Source organism: Pseudomonas sp. BN505 (assembly GCF_029873175.1).
In the GTDB taxonomy this organism is placed as follows: Bacteria; Pseudomonadota; Gammaproteobacteria; order Pseudomonadales; family Pseudomonadaceae; genus Aquipseudomonas; species Aquipseudomonas putida.
Map to the genome: position 1 here is coordinate 1 of NZ_SSOI01000040.1, position 15,010 is coordinate 15,010.

Consider the following 15,010-nt stretch of genomic DNA (forward strand, 5'->3'; position numbering starts at 1 on the left):
AGCTGGGAGAGCGCCTGCATGGCATGCAGGAGGTCAGCGGTTCGATCCCGCTTAGCTCCACCATTTCTGCCAGGGTTCACGCAAGTGAATCTTTGCGAAGGTTACGTCCCCTTCGTCTAGTGGCCTAGGACACCGCCCTTTCACGGCGGTAACAGGGGTTCGAGTCCCCTAGGGGACGCCATATTTACCCGCGTTTTGCGGGACTTTAAAGGCTCATTCGCTTATTGAATGAGCCTTTTGTTTTTTTCCCTTCCGAAAATTGTGCGGCTGACAAGCGGCGTGAAATTTCGCTTGCCAAAAAATATGATATCGATAATATTTCGATCATCATATTTTGAATGGCGAATGCCCGATGACCGACAAGAAGAGCAGAACCCGCGAGCGCATCCTGGAAGCGGCACGCAGCGCGCTGATCCAGCACGGCCCGGCCGAGCCCAGCGTCAGCCAAGTAATGGGCGCAGCAGGGCTGACCGTCGGCGGTTTCTATGCCCACTTCGACAGCAAGGACGAGCTGATGCTCGAAGCCTTCCGCCAGCTGTTGGGTGAGCGCCGCGCCTTGCTCGCCCAGATCGATCCCAACCTCGATGGGGCGGGCCGCCGGGCGCTCGCCAGTGCCTTCTACCTGTCGCGCAAACACCGGGATGCCGAGGTGCATGCTTGCCCGCTGCCCAACTCGCTGGGCGAGATGCAGCGCCTTCCGGAGGTTTTCCGCGAGGTATTGGCCGAGCACATCGAGCTGATGACTGCAGCCATGGTCGACCGCCCTGAAGATGCCGACAAGGCCCTGGCCGACCTGGCGCTCATGGTCGGTGGCCTTGCCCTGGCCCGGGCCTTGGGCACCAGCGAGCTGTCTGACCGTATTCTGCGCGCCGCCAAATCGGCGGTGCTTTAACCCTGGAGCATGGCGATGACTACCCTGAGCTGGATTCGTGGTGTCAATGGCACCCTGGGCCGCCTGGCCCCCGAGCATGTCGCGGGCAAGATGCGCCGTGCCTTCATGACCCCGCGCAATCTGCCGCCTCGGGATTGGGAGCTGCCCGTACTGGCCAACGCCGAGCGCATCACCCTGCGCTTCGGGTTGTCTGCCTTGCGCTGGGGGAAGGGGCCGACGGTGCTGCTGATGCATGGTTGGGAAGGGCGCCCGACCCAGTTTGCCGCCTTGATCGAAACCTTGGTCCAGGCCGGGCACACGGTGGTGTCGCTGGAGGGGCCGGGCCATGGCCGCTCGCCTGGTGAACAGGCCAATGTGGTGCTGTTCGCCCGGGCGCTGCTGGAGGCCGCTGCCGAGCTGCCACCGCTGCGGGCGGTGATTGGCCACTCCATGGGCGGTGCCAGTGTATTGCTGGCTTTGCAGATGGGGCTGCGCACAGAGGCAGCAGTCAGTATTGCTGCCCCGGCGCGGCTGCTGGGCGTGCTGCGCGGTTTTGCTCATCATCTGGGGATGCCGGCGCGTGCGCGGGCGGCGTTCATTCGCCAGGTAGAGCGAGATGTGGGCATGCAGATCGCGCGGCTGGATGTTACCGGTTACCAGCTGGAGCTTCCGGGGTTGGTGGTGCATGCCGCCGATGATGCCCTGGTGGCCGCCGATGAAGCACAGGTTATTCACAAGGCCTGGTTCGACAGCCGCCTGATGCTGCTGGAGCAGGGCGGCCACCAGCGGGTGCTGTCCGATCCGCGGCTGGGTGAGGCCGTGCTCGAATTGCTGGCCCGGGCTGACGTGCGAGCGCGACAAACCGCCTGATGGTGTTGCCTGTGCTGGCCTCATCGCCGGCAAGCCAGCTCCCACAGGTATGGCGCAAGCCTGGAATCCTGCGCCGTTTTTGTGGGAGTTGGCTTGCCGGCGATGAGGCCGGTAAATCTTGCGCAGGGGCTGGACATTGCCCTGCAGGTCGCTGCTAAATCGTCTTTTTTGCCAAGGAAGCGAACATGAGCTGGGACCTGGCAACACCCTTCGTCATCGACCTGCGCGTCGGCAGCGAGGACATCGACGGCCTCGGCCACGCAAACAACGCGGTGTACGTCACCTGGCTGGAGCGGTGCGCCTGGCGTCACTCCCAGCGGTTAGGCCTGGACCTGGCCGAGTATCGGCGCCTGAACCGGGCGATGGCTGTGGTGCGCCACGAAATCGACTACCTGGCAGCCGCCTATGAAGACGACGAACTGCAACTGGCCACCTGGATCATCGACTGGGACCAGCGCCTGCGCATGACCCGGCGCTTCCAGCTCAAGCGCCCGCGTGACGGCGTAACCCTGCTGCGCGCGCAAACCACCTTTGCCTGCATCGAGCTGTCCAGTGGCAAGCCCAAGCGCATGCCGGCGGAATTCGTCGAAGGTTACGGTCCGGCGCTGATCGGCGCCTGAATCGCCGGCAATTTTTGTTAGACTGCCGGCTTTTCCGCCGAGACCCCGACATGCAAATTGCCCTGGCCCCCATGGAGGGGCTGGTTGACAACATCCTGCGCGACGTATTGACCCGCGTGGGCGGTATCGACTGGTGCGTCACCGAGTTCATTCGCGTGTGCGACCGCCTGCTGCCGGCGTCCTCGTTCGACAAGCTGGCGCCCGAGTTGCGCCAGGGGGCGCGCACGGCCGCCGGGGTGCCCATGCGCGTGCAGTTGCTGGGTTCGGACCCGGTATGCCTGGCGGAAAACGCGGCGCTGGCCTGTGAGCTGGGTGCGCCCGTGATCGACCTGAACTTTGGCTGCCCGGCCAAGACCGTGAACAAGTCACGGGGTGGTGCCGTGCTGCTCAAAGAGCCGGAGTTGCTGCACGCCATCGTGCGTGAGGTGCGCCGCGCGGTGCCGGCGCATATCCCGGTAACCTCGAAGATGCGCCTGGGCTTCGACAGCCCGGACGGCGCGCTGGAGTGTGCCACGGCCCTGGCAGAGGGCGGCTCGGCGCACCTGGTGGTGCATGCGCGGACCAAGGTCGAAGGCTACAAGCCGCCGGCGCATTGGGAGTGGGTGGCGCGGGTGCAGGATGTGGTCAAGGTACCGGTGTTCGCCAATGGCGAGATCTGGACCGTCGATGACTGGCGCCGCTGCCGCGAGGTCAGTGGGGCCGAAGACATCATGCTGGGCCGAGGGCTGGTATCGCGCCCTGACCTGGGCCTGCAGATTGCCGCCGCGCGTGACGGGCGCGACTATCAGCCGATGAGCTGGGATGACCTGCTGCCGTTGCTACGCGAGTTCTGGCGTCAGGCCCAAGCCAAACTGTCACCGCGCTATGCGCCGGGGCGGATGAAGCAGTGGTTGGCGATGCTGACCCGCAGTTACCCCGAAGCGGTGGTGTTGTTTGCCGAGTTGCGCCGGGAAGATGACTGCGCGCGGATCAGCCGGTTGTTGGGGGTTGAGGCGGCTCCATTCGAGGCTTGTGTTGCCTGAACCGACCTCTTCGCGGGTGAACCCGCTCCCACAGGTAATGCACAGCCCTGTAGGAGCGGGTTTACCCGCGAAGAGGCCATCAGACCCAGTGCGAAAAAGAAGATTTTTTTAAATCTCCCCTTGAAAGCTTTTCCCATGGCCATATCTCTTGAGTACGCGATGCCGAAGTCGGGTCGCGTAATGACTTACTTGCTGAATCTCAGGAGTTTATGACCATGACTACCGCTTTCTCTCTTGCTCCACTGTTCCGCCATTCCGTTGGTTTCGACCGTTTCAACGACCTGTTCGAATCCGCGGCACGTAATGAGGCCGGTAGCAGCTACCCGCCCTACAACGTGGAAAAGCATGGCGAGGACCACTACCGCATTGTGGTTGCCGCAGCCGGTTTCCAGGAGCAGGACCTCGACCTGCAGGTCGAGAAAGGTGTCCTGACCGTAACCGGTGGCAAGCGCGACAATAGCGCCACTGAAGTGACCTACCTGCATCAGGGTATCGCGCAACGCGCCTTCAAGCTGTCGTTCCGCTTGGCCGACCATATCGAAGTGAAAGCCGCCGGCCTGGCCAACGGCCTGCTCAGCATCGACCTGCTGCGCATCGTGCCTGAAGAAGCCAAGGCCAAGCGCATCCCGATCAATGGCGACAAGCCAGCGCTGAACTGATCACGCTGCAATGAAGAAGGGCACCCTCGGGTGCCCTTTTTTGTGCTCGGCTGCATCTGCTTCAGTAGTCTGCCGGCGCCTCCAGCAACAGTTTGCGAAACTCCGGCAACGGCAACGGCCGGCTGTGCAGGTAACCCTGGTACAGGTGACAGCCCAGCTGTTCGAGAAACTCAAGTTGCTCGGTCAGCTCCACCCCCTCGGCAATCACTGCCAGGTCCAGGCTGCGGGCCATGGCGACAATGGCGCGGACGATTTCGGCGTCGTTGGGGTCGATCGGTGCATCGCGCACGAAGGTCTGGTCGATCTTCAGCGCATCGACCGGCAGGCGCTTGAGGTAAGTCAGCGACGAATAGCCAGTGCCAAAGTCATCCATGGCGAAACTTACCCCGTAACGCTTCAGTTCGCGCATCTTGCTGATGGTGTCTTCCAGGTTCTGGATGACGATGCCTTCGGTGATCTCCAGCTTGAGCATGTGCCGAGGCAGCCGGTAATCGTCCAGGCTGCGCAGCACGCGCTCGACAAAGTTGTTCTGGCGGAACTGTCGCGGGCTGATGTTCACGCACAGGCTGAAATCATCCGCATCGATCAGGCCGTCGGTCAGCATGCGTGCGCAAGCATCGCAGGCTTCATCCAGGATCCAGCTGCCAACTTCCAGGATCAGGCCGCTTTCCTCCAGCACCTGAATGAACTGTGCGGGCGGCTGCTGGCCCAGTTGCGGGTGGTGCCAGCGCAGCAGCACCTCGGCGCCGACGATACGGTTGTCGCGGGCATCCACCTGCGGCTGGAAGTGCAGCGCCAGTTCGCCACGGGCCAGGGCAAGGCGCAGGTCGTTTTCCATGCGCAGGCGCTCGCTGGCAGCTTTCTGCATGGTGGTGTGGAACAGCTGGGTGGTGTTGCGCCCGGAGTCCTTGGCCCGGTACAGGGCGATATCGGCACGCTTGAGCAGATCGGCCGGGGTGGTGCCGTGGTCGGGGATCAGTGCCACGCCGATGCTGGGCGTTACCTGCAGGCGCTGGCCATCCAGCGACATCGGTTCGGCCAGCAGTTCACGCAGGGTGTCGGCCAGTTCACGGACTTTTGCCTCCACCAGCTCACGGCTGCCCTCCAGGCCGCTGAGCAGTACCACGAACTCGTCGCCACCCAGGCGGGCCACGGTGTCCTCCAGGCGCACACTGGCTTCCAGGCGGGCGGTGATGATCTTCAGCACCGTGTCGCCCACCGGGTGGCCCAGTGAGTCGTTGATGTGCTTGAAGTGGTCGAGGTCGAGGAACAATAGGGCGCCGCGCAGGTTATGGCGCTTGAGCAGGGCGATCTGCTGGCTCAGGCGGTCCATCAGCAGGGCGCGGTTGGGCAGGTTGGTCAACGGGTCGTGATAGGCCAGGTGGCGGATCTGCGCCTGGGCGTTCTTCAGCTGGCTGACGTCGCGGGCAGTCAATAGCAGGCAGTCGACTTCGTTGAGGGTGATCGGCTCGACAGAGACTTCAACGGTGAGGATATCGCCGCGCTTGTTACGGCCGAGCATTTCCCGGTGATGCACCCGGCCGCGGTCGCGCAATTCGGCCAGCAACGCGCTGCGCTGCTTGTCGTCGGCCCAGATACCGATTTCGTACACCGTGTGGCCGACCACATCGGCGGCGCTGTAGCCGGTCAGGCGGCAGAAGCCGTCGTTGATTTCCAGGTAACGGCCGCTGTGGCGTTCGGTGATGGTGATGGCGTCGGGGCTGGAGTGGAAGGCCTTGGCAAACTTCTCTTCGCTGGATTTGAGCGCCGCCTCGGCGCGTTGCTGCTGGGTGATGTCGCGCAGGGTGGTAACGCTGCAGGGCTGGTCGTCAACGGTGATCAGGCGGCTGGAGATCACGCAGGTCAACGGCGCGCCGTTGCGGTGGTTGACCACCACGGCGACGTTGCTCAAGGCCTGTTCGCGGATTACCCGCTCGATACGTTGCGCACGCTCGATGGACTCGGCCCACAGGCCGATTTCCTCGGCGGTGCGGCCGATCACCTGGCCGCTGTCCCAGCCAAAGGTCTGGCTGAACGCCGGGTTGATCTCGATGAACTGGCCGGTGTCCTGGCGGGTCACGCAGATCGGGTCGGGGCTGACCTGGAACAGGCTGGCGAACTTCTCTTCCGAGGCGCTCAGGCGCTGCTCGCGCTCTACCTGGTCGGTGATGTCGAGCAGGGTGCCGGCCATGCGCAGCGGGTTGCCCTGCTCGTCGCGGTACAGCCGTGCACGGCTTTCGATGTAACGCGAAATGCCGCTTTCCAGCTGCACCCGGTAGGTGATCTGGTAGTTGCCGGCGGGCCCTTCGCGCAGGCTGCGGTAGGCCTGGCGCATCGAGTTGCGTTCCTGCTCTGGCACCCCCTCGAAAAACGCATCGAACGATTCGTGAAAAGGGGTGGGCGGCAGGCCGTGCAGTTGCGCGGCGCGGGCCGAGCCGTAGAGCATGCCGCTGGGGATGTGCCAGTCCCAGGTGCCCAGCTGCGCCGAGTCCAGGGCCAGGTCCAGGCGCTCCTGGCTGTCCTTCAGGGCCTGTTCGGCGCGCTTGCGTTCGGTGGTGTCGACAAAGGTGCTGATCAGGAAGGTGACGCCCTCCAGTTCGATGCCCTGCGTGCAGAGGATGCCGTCATGCACCTTGCCGCTGGTGGCGCGGAACTGCACCTCCATGATCAGCGGGCCGCCGCTGGCGCGGGTCGACTCCATCACCTGGTGGCGCTGTTCGGGGTTGACCCACAGGCCCAGCTCCAGGCTGGTCTTGCCTATTACCTGGCTGCCGGGCCAGCCGAACATGTCTTCGAAGTGCTGGTTGACCTCGAAGATCATGCCGTCGTGGCGGCGGGTGAGAAGAATGGCGTTGGGGCTGAGGTGGAACAGGGTGGCGAAGCGCTTTTCCGAATTGATCAGCGCTGTTTCCCGTTCGCGCTGGCGGGTGATTTCGCGGATCACTCCGATCATTTGTGGCCGGCCATGCTGGTCGTGGGTCAGGCTGCCGTTGATCTCCAGCCAGTGCAGGCTACCGTCCGGCCAGCGAATACGGTGACGCATGGCCTGTTCCACCGGCTCGCCGTTGAACACCGCCTGGAACACCTGGCGGGTGCGTGCGCGGTCTTCCTCGGGCAGCAGGTCGAGGTAGTCGACATCGGCGGGCAACGGCCGCTGCGGGTCGAAGCCGAACAGGGCCTGGGTGCCCCGTGACCAGCTGACCCGGCCGCTTTCGATATCCCACAGCCAAGCCCCTAGGCGCGCACCGTTGAGGGCGGCCAGCAGTTGTGGGGCGTTTTGCCAGGCCTGTTCCGACTCTTGGGGATCGGCCGCTGGGATACGCGGCAGGCGCAAAAAGCGGTTTGCTGATTTGGGCATCGGTACCAGACCTTTGGCGTATGACGCGTCCTTGAATTGGAAGTACCGGGCTGACGGCCGGTCAGGCGGGCCCTGCGTGGCTGTCGAGCAGGGCCATGAATGCCCTGGCCGCGTTCGATAGCGTTCGCTCCGTATGCAGAATGTAGCCTAGCTGGCGCGACAGCTGTATGCCCGGCAAGGCGATGGGTGCAACCTGTTCGTCGAGCATGGTGCGCGGCAATACGCTCCAGGCCAGGCCGATCGATACCATCATCTTGATGGTTTCCAGGTAGTTGGTGCTCATGGCGATGTTCGGCGTCAGGCCCTGGCTTTCGAACAGGCGCTGGACAATATGGTGGGTAAAGGTGTTGCCGCCAGGGAATACCGCCGGGTGGCGGGCGACATCCGCCAGGCTGACCTCATGGTTGTTGGCCAGCGGGTGCTCGGGCGCGGCGACGAAGTCCAGGGCGTCGTCCCACACCGGCACGGCTTTGACCAGGTGATGCGGGGCGGGCGCCAGGGTGATCACGGCAATTTCGGCGCGGCCATGCAGAATTTCGTCGTAGGCCTGTTCCGAATCCAGAAACTGAATATCCAGCGCCACGGCCGGGTACTGGCGGGTGAACGCCCGCAGCAGTGGCGGCAGGCGATGCAGGCCGATGTGGTGGCTGGTGGCCAGGGTCAGACGACCGCTCACGGCCCCGGTCAGATTGGTCAGGGCGCGTCGGGTATCATCAAGGACATTGAGGATCTGGTAGGCCCGTGGCAGCAGGGCGCGCCCGGCCTCGGTCAAAGTCACCTCGCGGCCCAGGCGGTCGAACAGGCGCACCCCCAGTTGCTGCTCCAGCCCGGCGATGCGTTTGCTGATGGCCGGCTGGGTCAGGAACAGCCGTTCGGCGGCCCCGGAAAAGCTGCCGGTTTCGGCAATGGCGATAAAGGCACTGAGGTTGGCCAGGTCCATGTAGTCGTATTCCTTTGGGTTATCCAAAGTATAAAAATTATGAATTTGAGTTATTCAATCTAACCCCCTAGCATCGTCCGTACAAGCCAAGGGGTCTTTGGCATAGAAAGACGCTGATGAGGAACAGTCTGATGGCTGGCAAAACGCTCTACGACAAACTCTGGGAAGCCCATGAGGTCAAGCGCCGTGATGACGGCTCGTCCTTGATCTACATCGACCGCCACATCATCCACGAAGTGACGTCGCCCCAGGCCTTCGAAGGCCTGCGCCTGGCCAACCGCAAACCGTGGCGCATCGACACCAACATCGCCACCCCCGACCACAACGTGCCGACCACGCCAGAGCGCAAGGGCGGTATCGAGGCCATCGTCGACCAGGTGTCGCGCCTGCAGGTGCAGACCCTTGACGAAAACTGTGACGAGTACGGCATCGTCGAATTCAAGATGAATGACGAACGCCAGGGCATCGTCCACGTCATCAGCCCGGAGCAGGGGGCCACCTTGCCTGGCATGACCGTGGTCTGCGGCGACTCGCACACCTCTACCCATGGCGCCTTCGGTGCCTTGGCCCACGGCATTGGCACTTCCGAGGTTGAGCACGTGCTCGCCACGCAGTGCCTGGTCGCCAAGAAGATGAAGAACATGCTGGTGCGCGTGGAAGGCCAATTGCCTGCCGGCGTTACCGCCAAGGACATCGTCCTGGCCGTGATCGGCAAGATCGGCACCGCCGGTGGCAACGGCCACGCCATGGAGTTCGCCGGCAGCGCCATCCGCGAATTGTCGATGGAAGGCCGCATGACCATCTGCAACATGTCCATCGAGGCCGGTGCCCGTGTGGGCCTGGTGGCCACTGACGCCACCACCGTTGCCTATGTTGAAGGCCGCCCGTATGCGCCGAAGGGCGAGCAGTGGAAGCAAGCGGTCGAGTCGTGGAAAGACCTGGTGTCGGATGACGATGCCGTGTTCGACACCGTGGTCGAGCTGGATGCCAGCCAGATCAAGCCACAAGTCAGCTGGGGCACCTCGCCCGAGATGGTGTTGGCCGTCGACCAGCGCGTGCCGGACCCGGCTGCCGAAGCCGACCTGGTCAAGCGTGGTTCGATCGAGCGTGCCTTGAAGTACATGGGCCTGACCGCCAACCAGGCGATCACCGATATCCAGCTGGACCGCGTGTTCATCGGCTCGTGCACCAACTCGCGTATCGAAGACCTGCGCGCCGCGGCCGAAATCGCCAAGGGCCGCAAGGTAGCCGCTACCGTCAAGCAAGCCATCGTCGTGCCGGGCTCGGGCCTGGTCAAGGCCCAGGCCGAGCGCGAAGGCCTGGACAAGATCTTTGTCGAAGCCGGTTTCGAATGGCGTGAGCCAGGCTGTTCGATGTGCCTGGCGATGAACCCGGACCGCCTGGAGAGCGGCGAGCACTGTGCGTCCACCTCCAACCGCAACTTCGAAGGCCGTCAGGGCGCCGGTGGCCGTACCCACCTGGTCAGCCCGGCCATGGCGGCCGCTGCCGCGGTGACCGGCCACTTCATCGATGTCCGCGAGTTGATCCAAGGGAGCGCAGCATGAAAGCCTTTACCCAGCACACTGGCCTCGTCGCCCCGTTGGACCGTGCCAACGTCGACACCGACCAGATCATCCCCAAGCAGTTCTTGAAGTCGATCAAGCGCACAGGCTTTGGCCCCAATCTGTTCGACGAATGGCGTTACCTGGACGTGGGCCAGCCGTACCAAGACAACAGCAAGCGCCCGGTCAACCAGGATTTCGTGCTCAACCACGAACGCTACCAGGGGGCCAGCGTGTTGCTGGCGCGGGAGAACTTCGGTTGCGGCTCCAGCCGTGAGCACGCCCCGTGGGCGCTGGACGAGTACGGCTTCCGCAGCATCATTGCGCCAAGCTTTGCCGACATCTTCTTCAATAACAGCTTCAAGAACGGCTTGCTGCCGATCATTCTCAGCGATGAGGAAGTCGACGAGCTGTTCAAGCAGGTTGAAGCCAACCCGGGCTACCAGCTGACCGTCGACCTGCAAGCGCAGGCGGTGACCCGCCCGGATGGCAAGGTGCTGCACTTCGAGATCGATGCGTTCCGCAAACACTGCCTGCTCAACGGCCTGGACGATATCGGCCTGACCCTGCAGGACAGCGATGCGATCAAGGCCTTCGAAGGCAAGCACCGCGCCAGCCAGCCTTGGCTGTTCCGTGATGCCTGAAGTTCGTAGGTGACAGTACGGGCCTCTTCGCTCCTACAGAAAGTTACGCGGTCGCTGTAGGAGCGGGTTTACCCGCGAAGAGGCCGGCACAGGCAACAAAAATCTAAAGGAACGAGACATGACCAGCACCCAACACACCGACGTGGTCCAGCGCCAGTTCGGCGAACAGGCCAGCGCCTACCTCAGCAGCGCCGTGCACGCCCAGGGCAGTGAATTCGCCCTGTTGCAGGCCGAGCTGGCGGGGCAGGCGCATGCCCGCGTGCTGGACCTGGGCTGCGGTGCCGGTCATGTCAGTTTCCACGTCGCCCCGCTGGTTGCCGAGGTGGTCGCCTACGACCTTTCGCAATCCATGCTCGACGTGGTCGCCAGCGCCGCCGCCGATCGCGGCCTGGCCAATATCACCACCGAGCGCGGCGCCGCCGAACGCCTGCCGTTCGCCGATGCCACGTTCGACTTCGTTTTCAGCCGCTACTCGGCCCACCACTGGAGCGACCTGGGCCTGGCCCTGCGCGAAGTACGCCGGGTGCTCAAGCCAGGCGGTGTGGCAGCGTTCATCGATGTGATGTCGCCGGGCAGCCCGCTGCTCGACACCTACCTGCAAACGGTCGAAGTGCTGCGCGACACCAGCCATGTGCGCGATTACTCCGCCGCCGAATGGCAGCGCCAGGTCAGCGAAGCCGGCCTGCATGTGCGCAGCCACACGCGCCAGCCGCTGCGCCTGGAGTTCACCAGCTGGGTCGAGCGCATGCGCACCCCCGAGCCGATGCGCGTGGCCATCCGCCAATTGCAGCAAGCCATGGGTGAAGAAGTACGGCAGTATTACCAAATCGAGGCCGATGGCTCGTTCAGCACCGATGTGCTGGTGTTGTGGGCCGAGCGTTAAGCACTTTTCGGTGGGGCCCGTCTGGCCGCACCGCGTGAATGGATAGAGGAAAGCATGAGCAAGCAGATTCTGATTCTCCCAGGTGACGGTATCGGCCCGGAAATCATGGCCGAAGCGGTCAAGGTGCTGGAACTGGCCAACGACAAGTTCCAGCTCGGCTTCAGCCTGGAGCACGACGTGATCGGTGGCGCGGCCATCGACAAGCACGGCGTGCCGCTGGCCGACGAAACCCTCGAGCGTGCGCGCAAGGCCGATGCCGTGCTGCTGGGCGCCGTGGGTGGCCCGAAGTGGGACAAGATCGAGCGTGACATCCGCCCGGAGCGCGGCCTGCTGAAAATCCGTTCGCAACTGGGCCTGTTCGCCAACCTGCGCCCGGCCATCCTCTACCCGCAACTGGCCGATGCCTCGTCGCTGAAGCCGGAAATCGTTTCGGGCCTGGACATCCTCATCGTCCGTGAGCTGACCGGTGGCATCTACTTCGGTGCCCCGCGTGGCCAGCGCGAGCTGGAAGGCGGCGAGCGCCAAGCCTACGACACCCTGCCGTACAGCGAAAGCGAAGTGCGCCGCATTGCCCGTGTCGGCTTCGACATGGCCCGCGTGCGCGGCAAGAAGCTGTGCTCGGTGGACAAGGCCAACGTCCTGGCGTCCAGCCAGCTGTGGCGTGAAGTGGTCGAAGACGTGGCCAAGGACTACCCGGATGTCGAACTGAGCCACATGTACGTCGACAACGCTGCCATGCAGCTGGTACGTGCACCCAAGCAGTTCGACGTGATGGTGACCGACAACATGTTCGGTGACATTCTGTCGGATGAAGCTTCCATGCTGACCGGTTCCATCGGCATGCTGCCTTCTGCATCGCTGGATGCCGACAACAAGGGCATGTATGAGCCGTGCCACGGCTCGGCGCCGGACATCGCCGGCCTTGGCATCGCCAACCCGCTGGCGACCATCCTGTCGGTGTCGATGATGCTGCGTTACAGCTTCAATCAGTCGGCTGCTGCCGAGGCGATCGAGAAGGCCGTCAGCCTGGTTCTGGACCAGGGCCTTCGCACCGGCGACATCTTCTCTGAAGGCTGCCGTAAAGTTGGTACGCAGGAAATGGGCGACGCAGTAGTCGCAGCACTGCGGAATCTGTAATCTCTCTGGCCCGCCACCCAAAATTCCCGGTGGCGGCCCACTTTTAGCAAAGGTGTAGTTGCGATGAAACGTGTAGGTCTGATCGGTTGGCGCGGTATGGTCGGTTCCGTGCTCATGCAGCGGATGCTGGAGGAGCAGGATTTCGACCTTATCGAGCCGGTGTTCTTCACTACTTCCAACGTGGGTGGCCAAGGCCCGAACGTGGGCAAGGATACAGCGCCGCTCAAGGACGCGTATTCGATTGAAGAACTCAAGACCCTCGACGTTATCCTGACCTGCCAGGGCGGCGACTATACCAACGAGGTCTTCCCCAAGCTGCGTGAAGCCGGCTGGCAGGGTTACTGGATCGATGCTGCCTCGTCCCTGCGTATGCAGGATGACGCCGTGATCGTCCTCGACCCGGTCAACCGCAAGGTCATCGACCAGCAGCTGGACGCCGGTACCAAGAACTACATCGGCGGCAACTGCACCGTCAGCCTGATGCTGATGGGCCTGGGTGGCCTGTTCGAAGCCGGCCTGGTCGAGTGGATGAGCGCCATGACCTACCAGGCAGCCTCGGGTGCCGGCGCGCAGAACATGCGCGAGCTGATCAAGCAGATGGGTGCCACCCACGCCGCCGTTGCCGACGACCTGGCCAACCCCGCCAGCGCCATCCTTGACATCGACCGCAAGGTTGCCGAGGCCATGCGCAGCGAAGCCTTCCCGACCGAGAACTTTGGGGTGCCACTGGCGGGCAGCCTGATCCCGTGGATCGACAAGGAACTGCCGAACGGCCAGAGCCGTGAAGAGTGGAAGGCCCAGGCCGAGACCAACAAGATCCTCGGCCGCTTCAAGAGCCCGATTCCGGTCGACGGCATCTGCGTGCGCATCGGCGCCATGCGTTGCCACAGCCAGGCGCTGACCATCAAGCTGAACAAGGATGTGCCGATCGCCGACATCGAAGGCATGATCAGCCAGCACAACCCTTGGGTGAAACTTGTGCCGAACCAGCGTGAAATCAGCATGCAGGAACTGACCCCAACCAAGGTCACCGGCACCCTGAACATCCCGGTTGGCCGCCTGCGCAAGCTGAACATGGGCTCGCAGTACCTGGGCGCTTTCACCGTGGGTGACCAGCTGCTGTGGGGCGCTGCCGAACCGCTGCGCCGCATGCTGCGGATTCTGCTGGAGCGTTGATCGTTCAGCTTTGACTAAGAACCCGCGCTGGCGACAGCGCGGGTTTTTTTGTGTTCGGGGGTGAGGGTTTCAGCGCCTGTTAGATCGAGCGCCGCGCGGGCGGCGCTCGATATCACAAATACCGCAAATCCCAAGCCATCCCCGCTAGCCCTCACGCAACCCACAGCGATGAAGATACGGCCAGCACAGACAAACTCCTACAATCCGAGTAAAGTGCCGCCCCCGCCGTTTTCTGCAAGAGGATCCCTACCATGACACACCCTTTGGACATCGCCGTCGTCGGCGCCACCGGCAGCGTCGGTGAAGCCTTGGTGCAGATCCTCGAAGAACTGGCGTTCCCGGTCGGCACATTGCACCTGCTGGCCAGCATGGAGTCGGCGGGCAGCAGCGTGATGTTCGCCGGCAAGAAGCTCAAGGTGCGTGAAGTCGACAGCTTCGACTTTGCTCAGGTCAAGCTGGCCTTCTTCGCCACTGGCGCCGCAGTCAGCCGCAGCTTTGCCAGCAAGGCGCTGCAGGCGGGCTGCACGGTCATCGACCTGTCTGGTGGCCTGGACGACGCCCTGGCCCTGGTGCCAGAAGCCAACGCAGAGCGCCTGGCCGGCCTGACGCTGCCGGCGCGCATCGTCAGCCCATGCTCGGCCGCGGTTGCCGTGGCGGTCGCGCTGGCACCGCTCAAGGGCCTGCTGGACATTGAGCGGGTGCAGGTGATGGCGTCGCTGGCGGTGTCTGCGCAAGGCCGCGAAGCGGTAAGCGAACTGGCCCGGCAAACGGCCGAACTGCTCAATGCCCGGCCACTGGAGCCGCGTTTCTTCGACCGCCAGGTGGCATTCAACCTGCTGGCCCAGGTGGGGGCTGCCGATGAGCAAGGCCATACAGCGCCGGAGCGCCGCCTGGTCAGCGAGTTGCGCGTGCTGCTGGGCATGCCTGAATTGAAGATTTCCGTGAGCTGCGTTCAAGTCCCGGTGTTTTTCGGCGATAGCTTCAGTGTGGCCGTGCAGAGCCGTCGCCCGGTCGACCTGGCAGCGGTCAACCAGGCACTGGAGGCAGCTGATAGTGTCGAGCTGGTGGAACGTGATGATTATCCGACCCCGGTCGGTGACGCAGTGGGCCAAGACGTGGTCTATGTTGGTCGTGTACGTCACGGTGTTGATGAAGACCAGCAGCTCAACCTCTGGCTGACCACCGACAACGTGCGCAAAGGCGCCGCGCTCAACGCCGTGCAAGTGGCACAATTGTTGATTAAACAGATGCCGTAAAAGATACTGGCG

The 15,010-nt window shown here is 63.4% G+C and carries 13 protein-coding genes and 1 tRNA gene; 12 read left to right on the forward strand and 2 right to left on the reverse strand.

The features are described from left to right. The first annotated feature begins 105 nt into the window (after positions 1 to 105). From E8E78_RS11970 to E8E78_RS11995, 6 genes are all read left to right on the forward strand, one after another. Positions 106 to 181, forward strand: a tRNA-Glu gene (locus E8E78_RS11970). A 171-nt stretch (positions 182 to 352) separates the two neighbouring features. Continuing rightward, a complete protein-coding gene (locus tag E8E78_RS11975; RefSeq protein ID WP_016500877.1) occupies positions 353 to 892 on the forward strand; it encodes a TetR/AcrR family transcriptional regulator in 540 nt (179 codons plus the stop codon). A gap of 15 nt (positions 893 to 907) precedes the next feature. Further along, complete coding sequence (locus E8E78_RS11980) at positions 908 to 1,741, forward strand: alpha/beta fold hydrolase (RefSeq protein ID WP_016500876.1); 834 nt, start codon at positions 908 to 910, stop codon at positions 1,739 to 1,741. Between the two features lie 185 nt (positions 1,742 to 1,926). Continuing rightward, positions 1,927 to 2,361, forward strand: a complete 435-nt coding sequence (locus E8E78_RS11985; protein WP_049274399.1) for a thioesterase family protein — start codon at positions 1,927 to 1,929, stop codon at positions 2,359 to 2,361. 50 nt (positions 2,362 to 2,411) lie between these two features. Next, entirely contained in the window at positions 2,412 to 3,383 is a 972-nt protein-coding gene (locus E8E78_RS11990; protein ID WP_197863685.1) for a tRNA-dihydrouridine synthase, read from the forward strand. Between the two features lie 215 nt (positions 3,384 to 3,598). Beyond that, positions 3,599 to 4,042: an Hsp20 family protein gene (locus E8E78_RS11995; RefSeq protein WP_059395458.1), complete on the forward strand. Its 444-nt coding sequence runs from the start codon at positions 3,599 to 3,601 to the stop codon at positions 4,040 to 4,042. A 61-nt stretch (positions 4,043 to 4,103) separates the two neighbouring features. Here the strand turns inward: E8E78_RS11995 and E8E78_RS12000 are convergent, their stop codons facing one another. After that, a complete protein-coding gene (locus tag E8E78_RS12000; protein ID WP_059395457.1) occupies positions 4,104 to 7,400 on the reverse strand; it encodes a PAS domain S-box protein in 3,297 nt (1,098 codons plus the stop codon). A 61-nt stretch (positions 7,401 to 7,461) separates the two neighbouring features. Continuing rightward, complete coding sequence (locus E8E78_RS12005; protein WP_236197693.1) at positions 7,462 to 8,340, reverse strand: LysR family transcriptional regulator; 879 nt, start codon at positions 8,338 to 8,340, stop codon at positions 7,462 to 7,464. A gap of 131 nt (positions 8,341 to 8,471) precedes the next feature. On the opposite strand from E8E78_RS12005, the gene leuC reads away from it, so the two are divergent. The 6 genes from leuC to E8E78_RS12035 all read left to right on the forward strand — a co-directional run bounded on the left by leuC (position 8,472) and on the right by E8E78_RS12035 (position 14,998). Further along, the gene (gene leuC, locus E8E78_RS12010; RefSeq protein WP_016500870.1) at positions 8,472 to 9,905 is read left to right on the forward strand and encodes a 3-isopropylmalate dehydratase large subunit; all 1,434 of its coding nucleotides are present in this window, start codon (positions 8,472 to 8,474) and stop codon (positions 9,903 to 9,905) included. Further along, on the forward strand, positions 9,902 to 10,546 hold the full coding sequence (gene leuD / locus E8E78_RS12015; protein ID WP_016500869.1) for a 3-isopropylmalate dehydratase small subunit: 645 nt from the start codon (positions 9,902 to 9,904) through the stop codon (positions 10,544 to 10,546). Before leuC ends, leuD begins: the two co-directional genes overlap by 4 nt. A gap of 118 nt (positions 10,547 to 10,664) precedes the next feature. Beyond that, positions 10,665 to 11,429: a class I SAM-dependent methyltransferase gene (locus E8E78_RS12020; RefSeq protein WP_016500868.1), complete on the forward strand. Its 765-nt coding sequence runs from the start codon at positions 10,665 to 10,667 to the stop codon at positions 11,427 to 11,429. Between the two features lie 54 nt (positions 11,430 to 11,483). Continuing rightward, positions 11,484 to 12,566 (forward strand): 3-isopropylmalate dehydrogenase, encoded by a 1,083-nt coding sequence (leuB, locus tag E8E78_RS12025; RefSeq protein ID WP_013971603.1) that lies wholly within the window; start codon positions 11,484 to 11,486, stop codon positions 12,564 to 12,566. 63 nt (positions 12,567 to 12,629) lie between these two features. Beyond that, positions 12,630 to 13,742 (forward strand): aspartate-semialdehyde dehydrogenase, encoded by a 1,113-nt coding sequence (gene asd, locus E8E78_RS12030; protein ID WP_019473016.1) that lies wholly within the window; start codon positions 12,630 to 12,632, stop codon positions 13,740 to 13,742. Between the two features lie 251 nt (positions 13,743 to 13,993). Further along, a complete protein-coding gene (locus tag E8E78_RS12035; protein WP_049272861.1) occupies positions 13,994 to 14,998 on the forward strand; it encodes an aspartate-semialdehyde dehydrogenase in 1,005 nt (334 codons plus the stop codon). Positions 14,999 to 15,010: the final 12 nt, after the last annotated feature.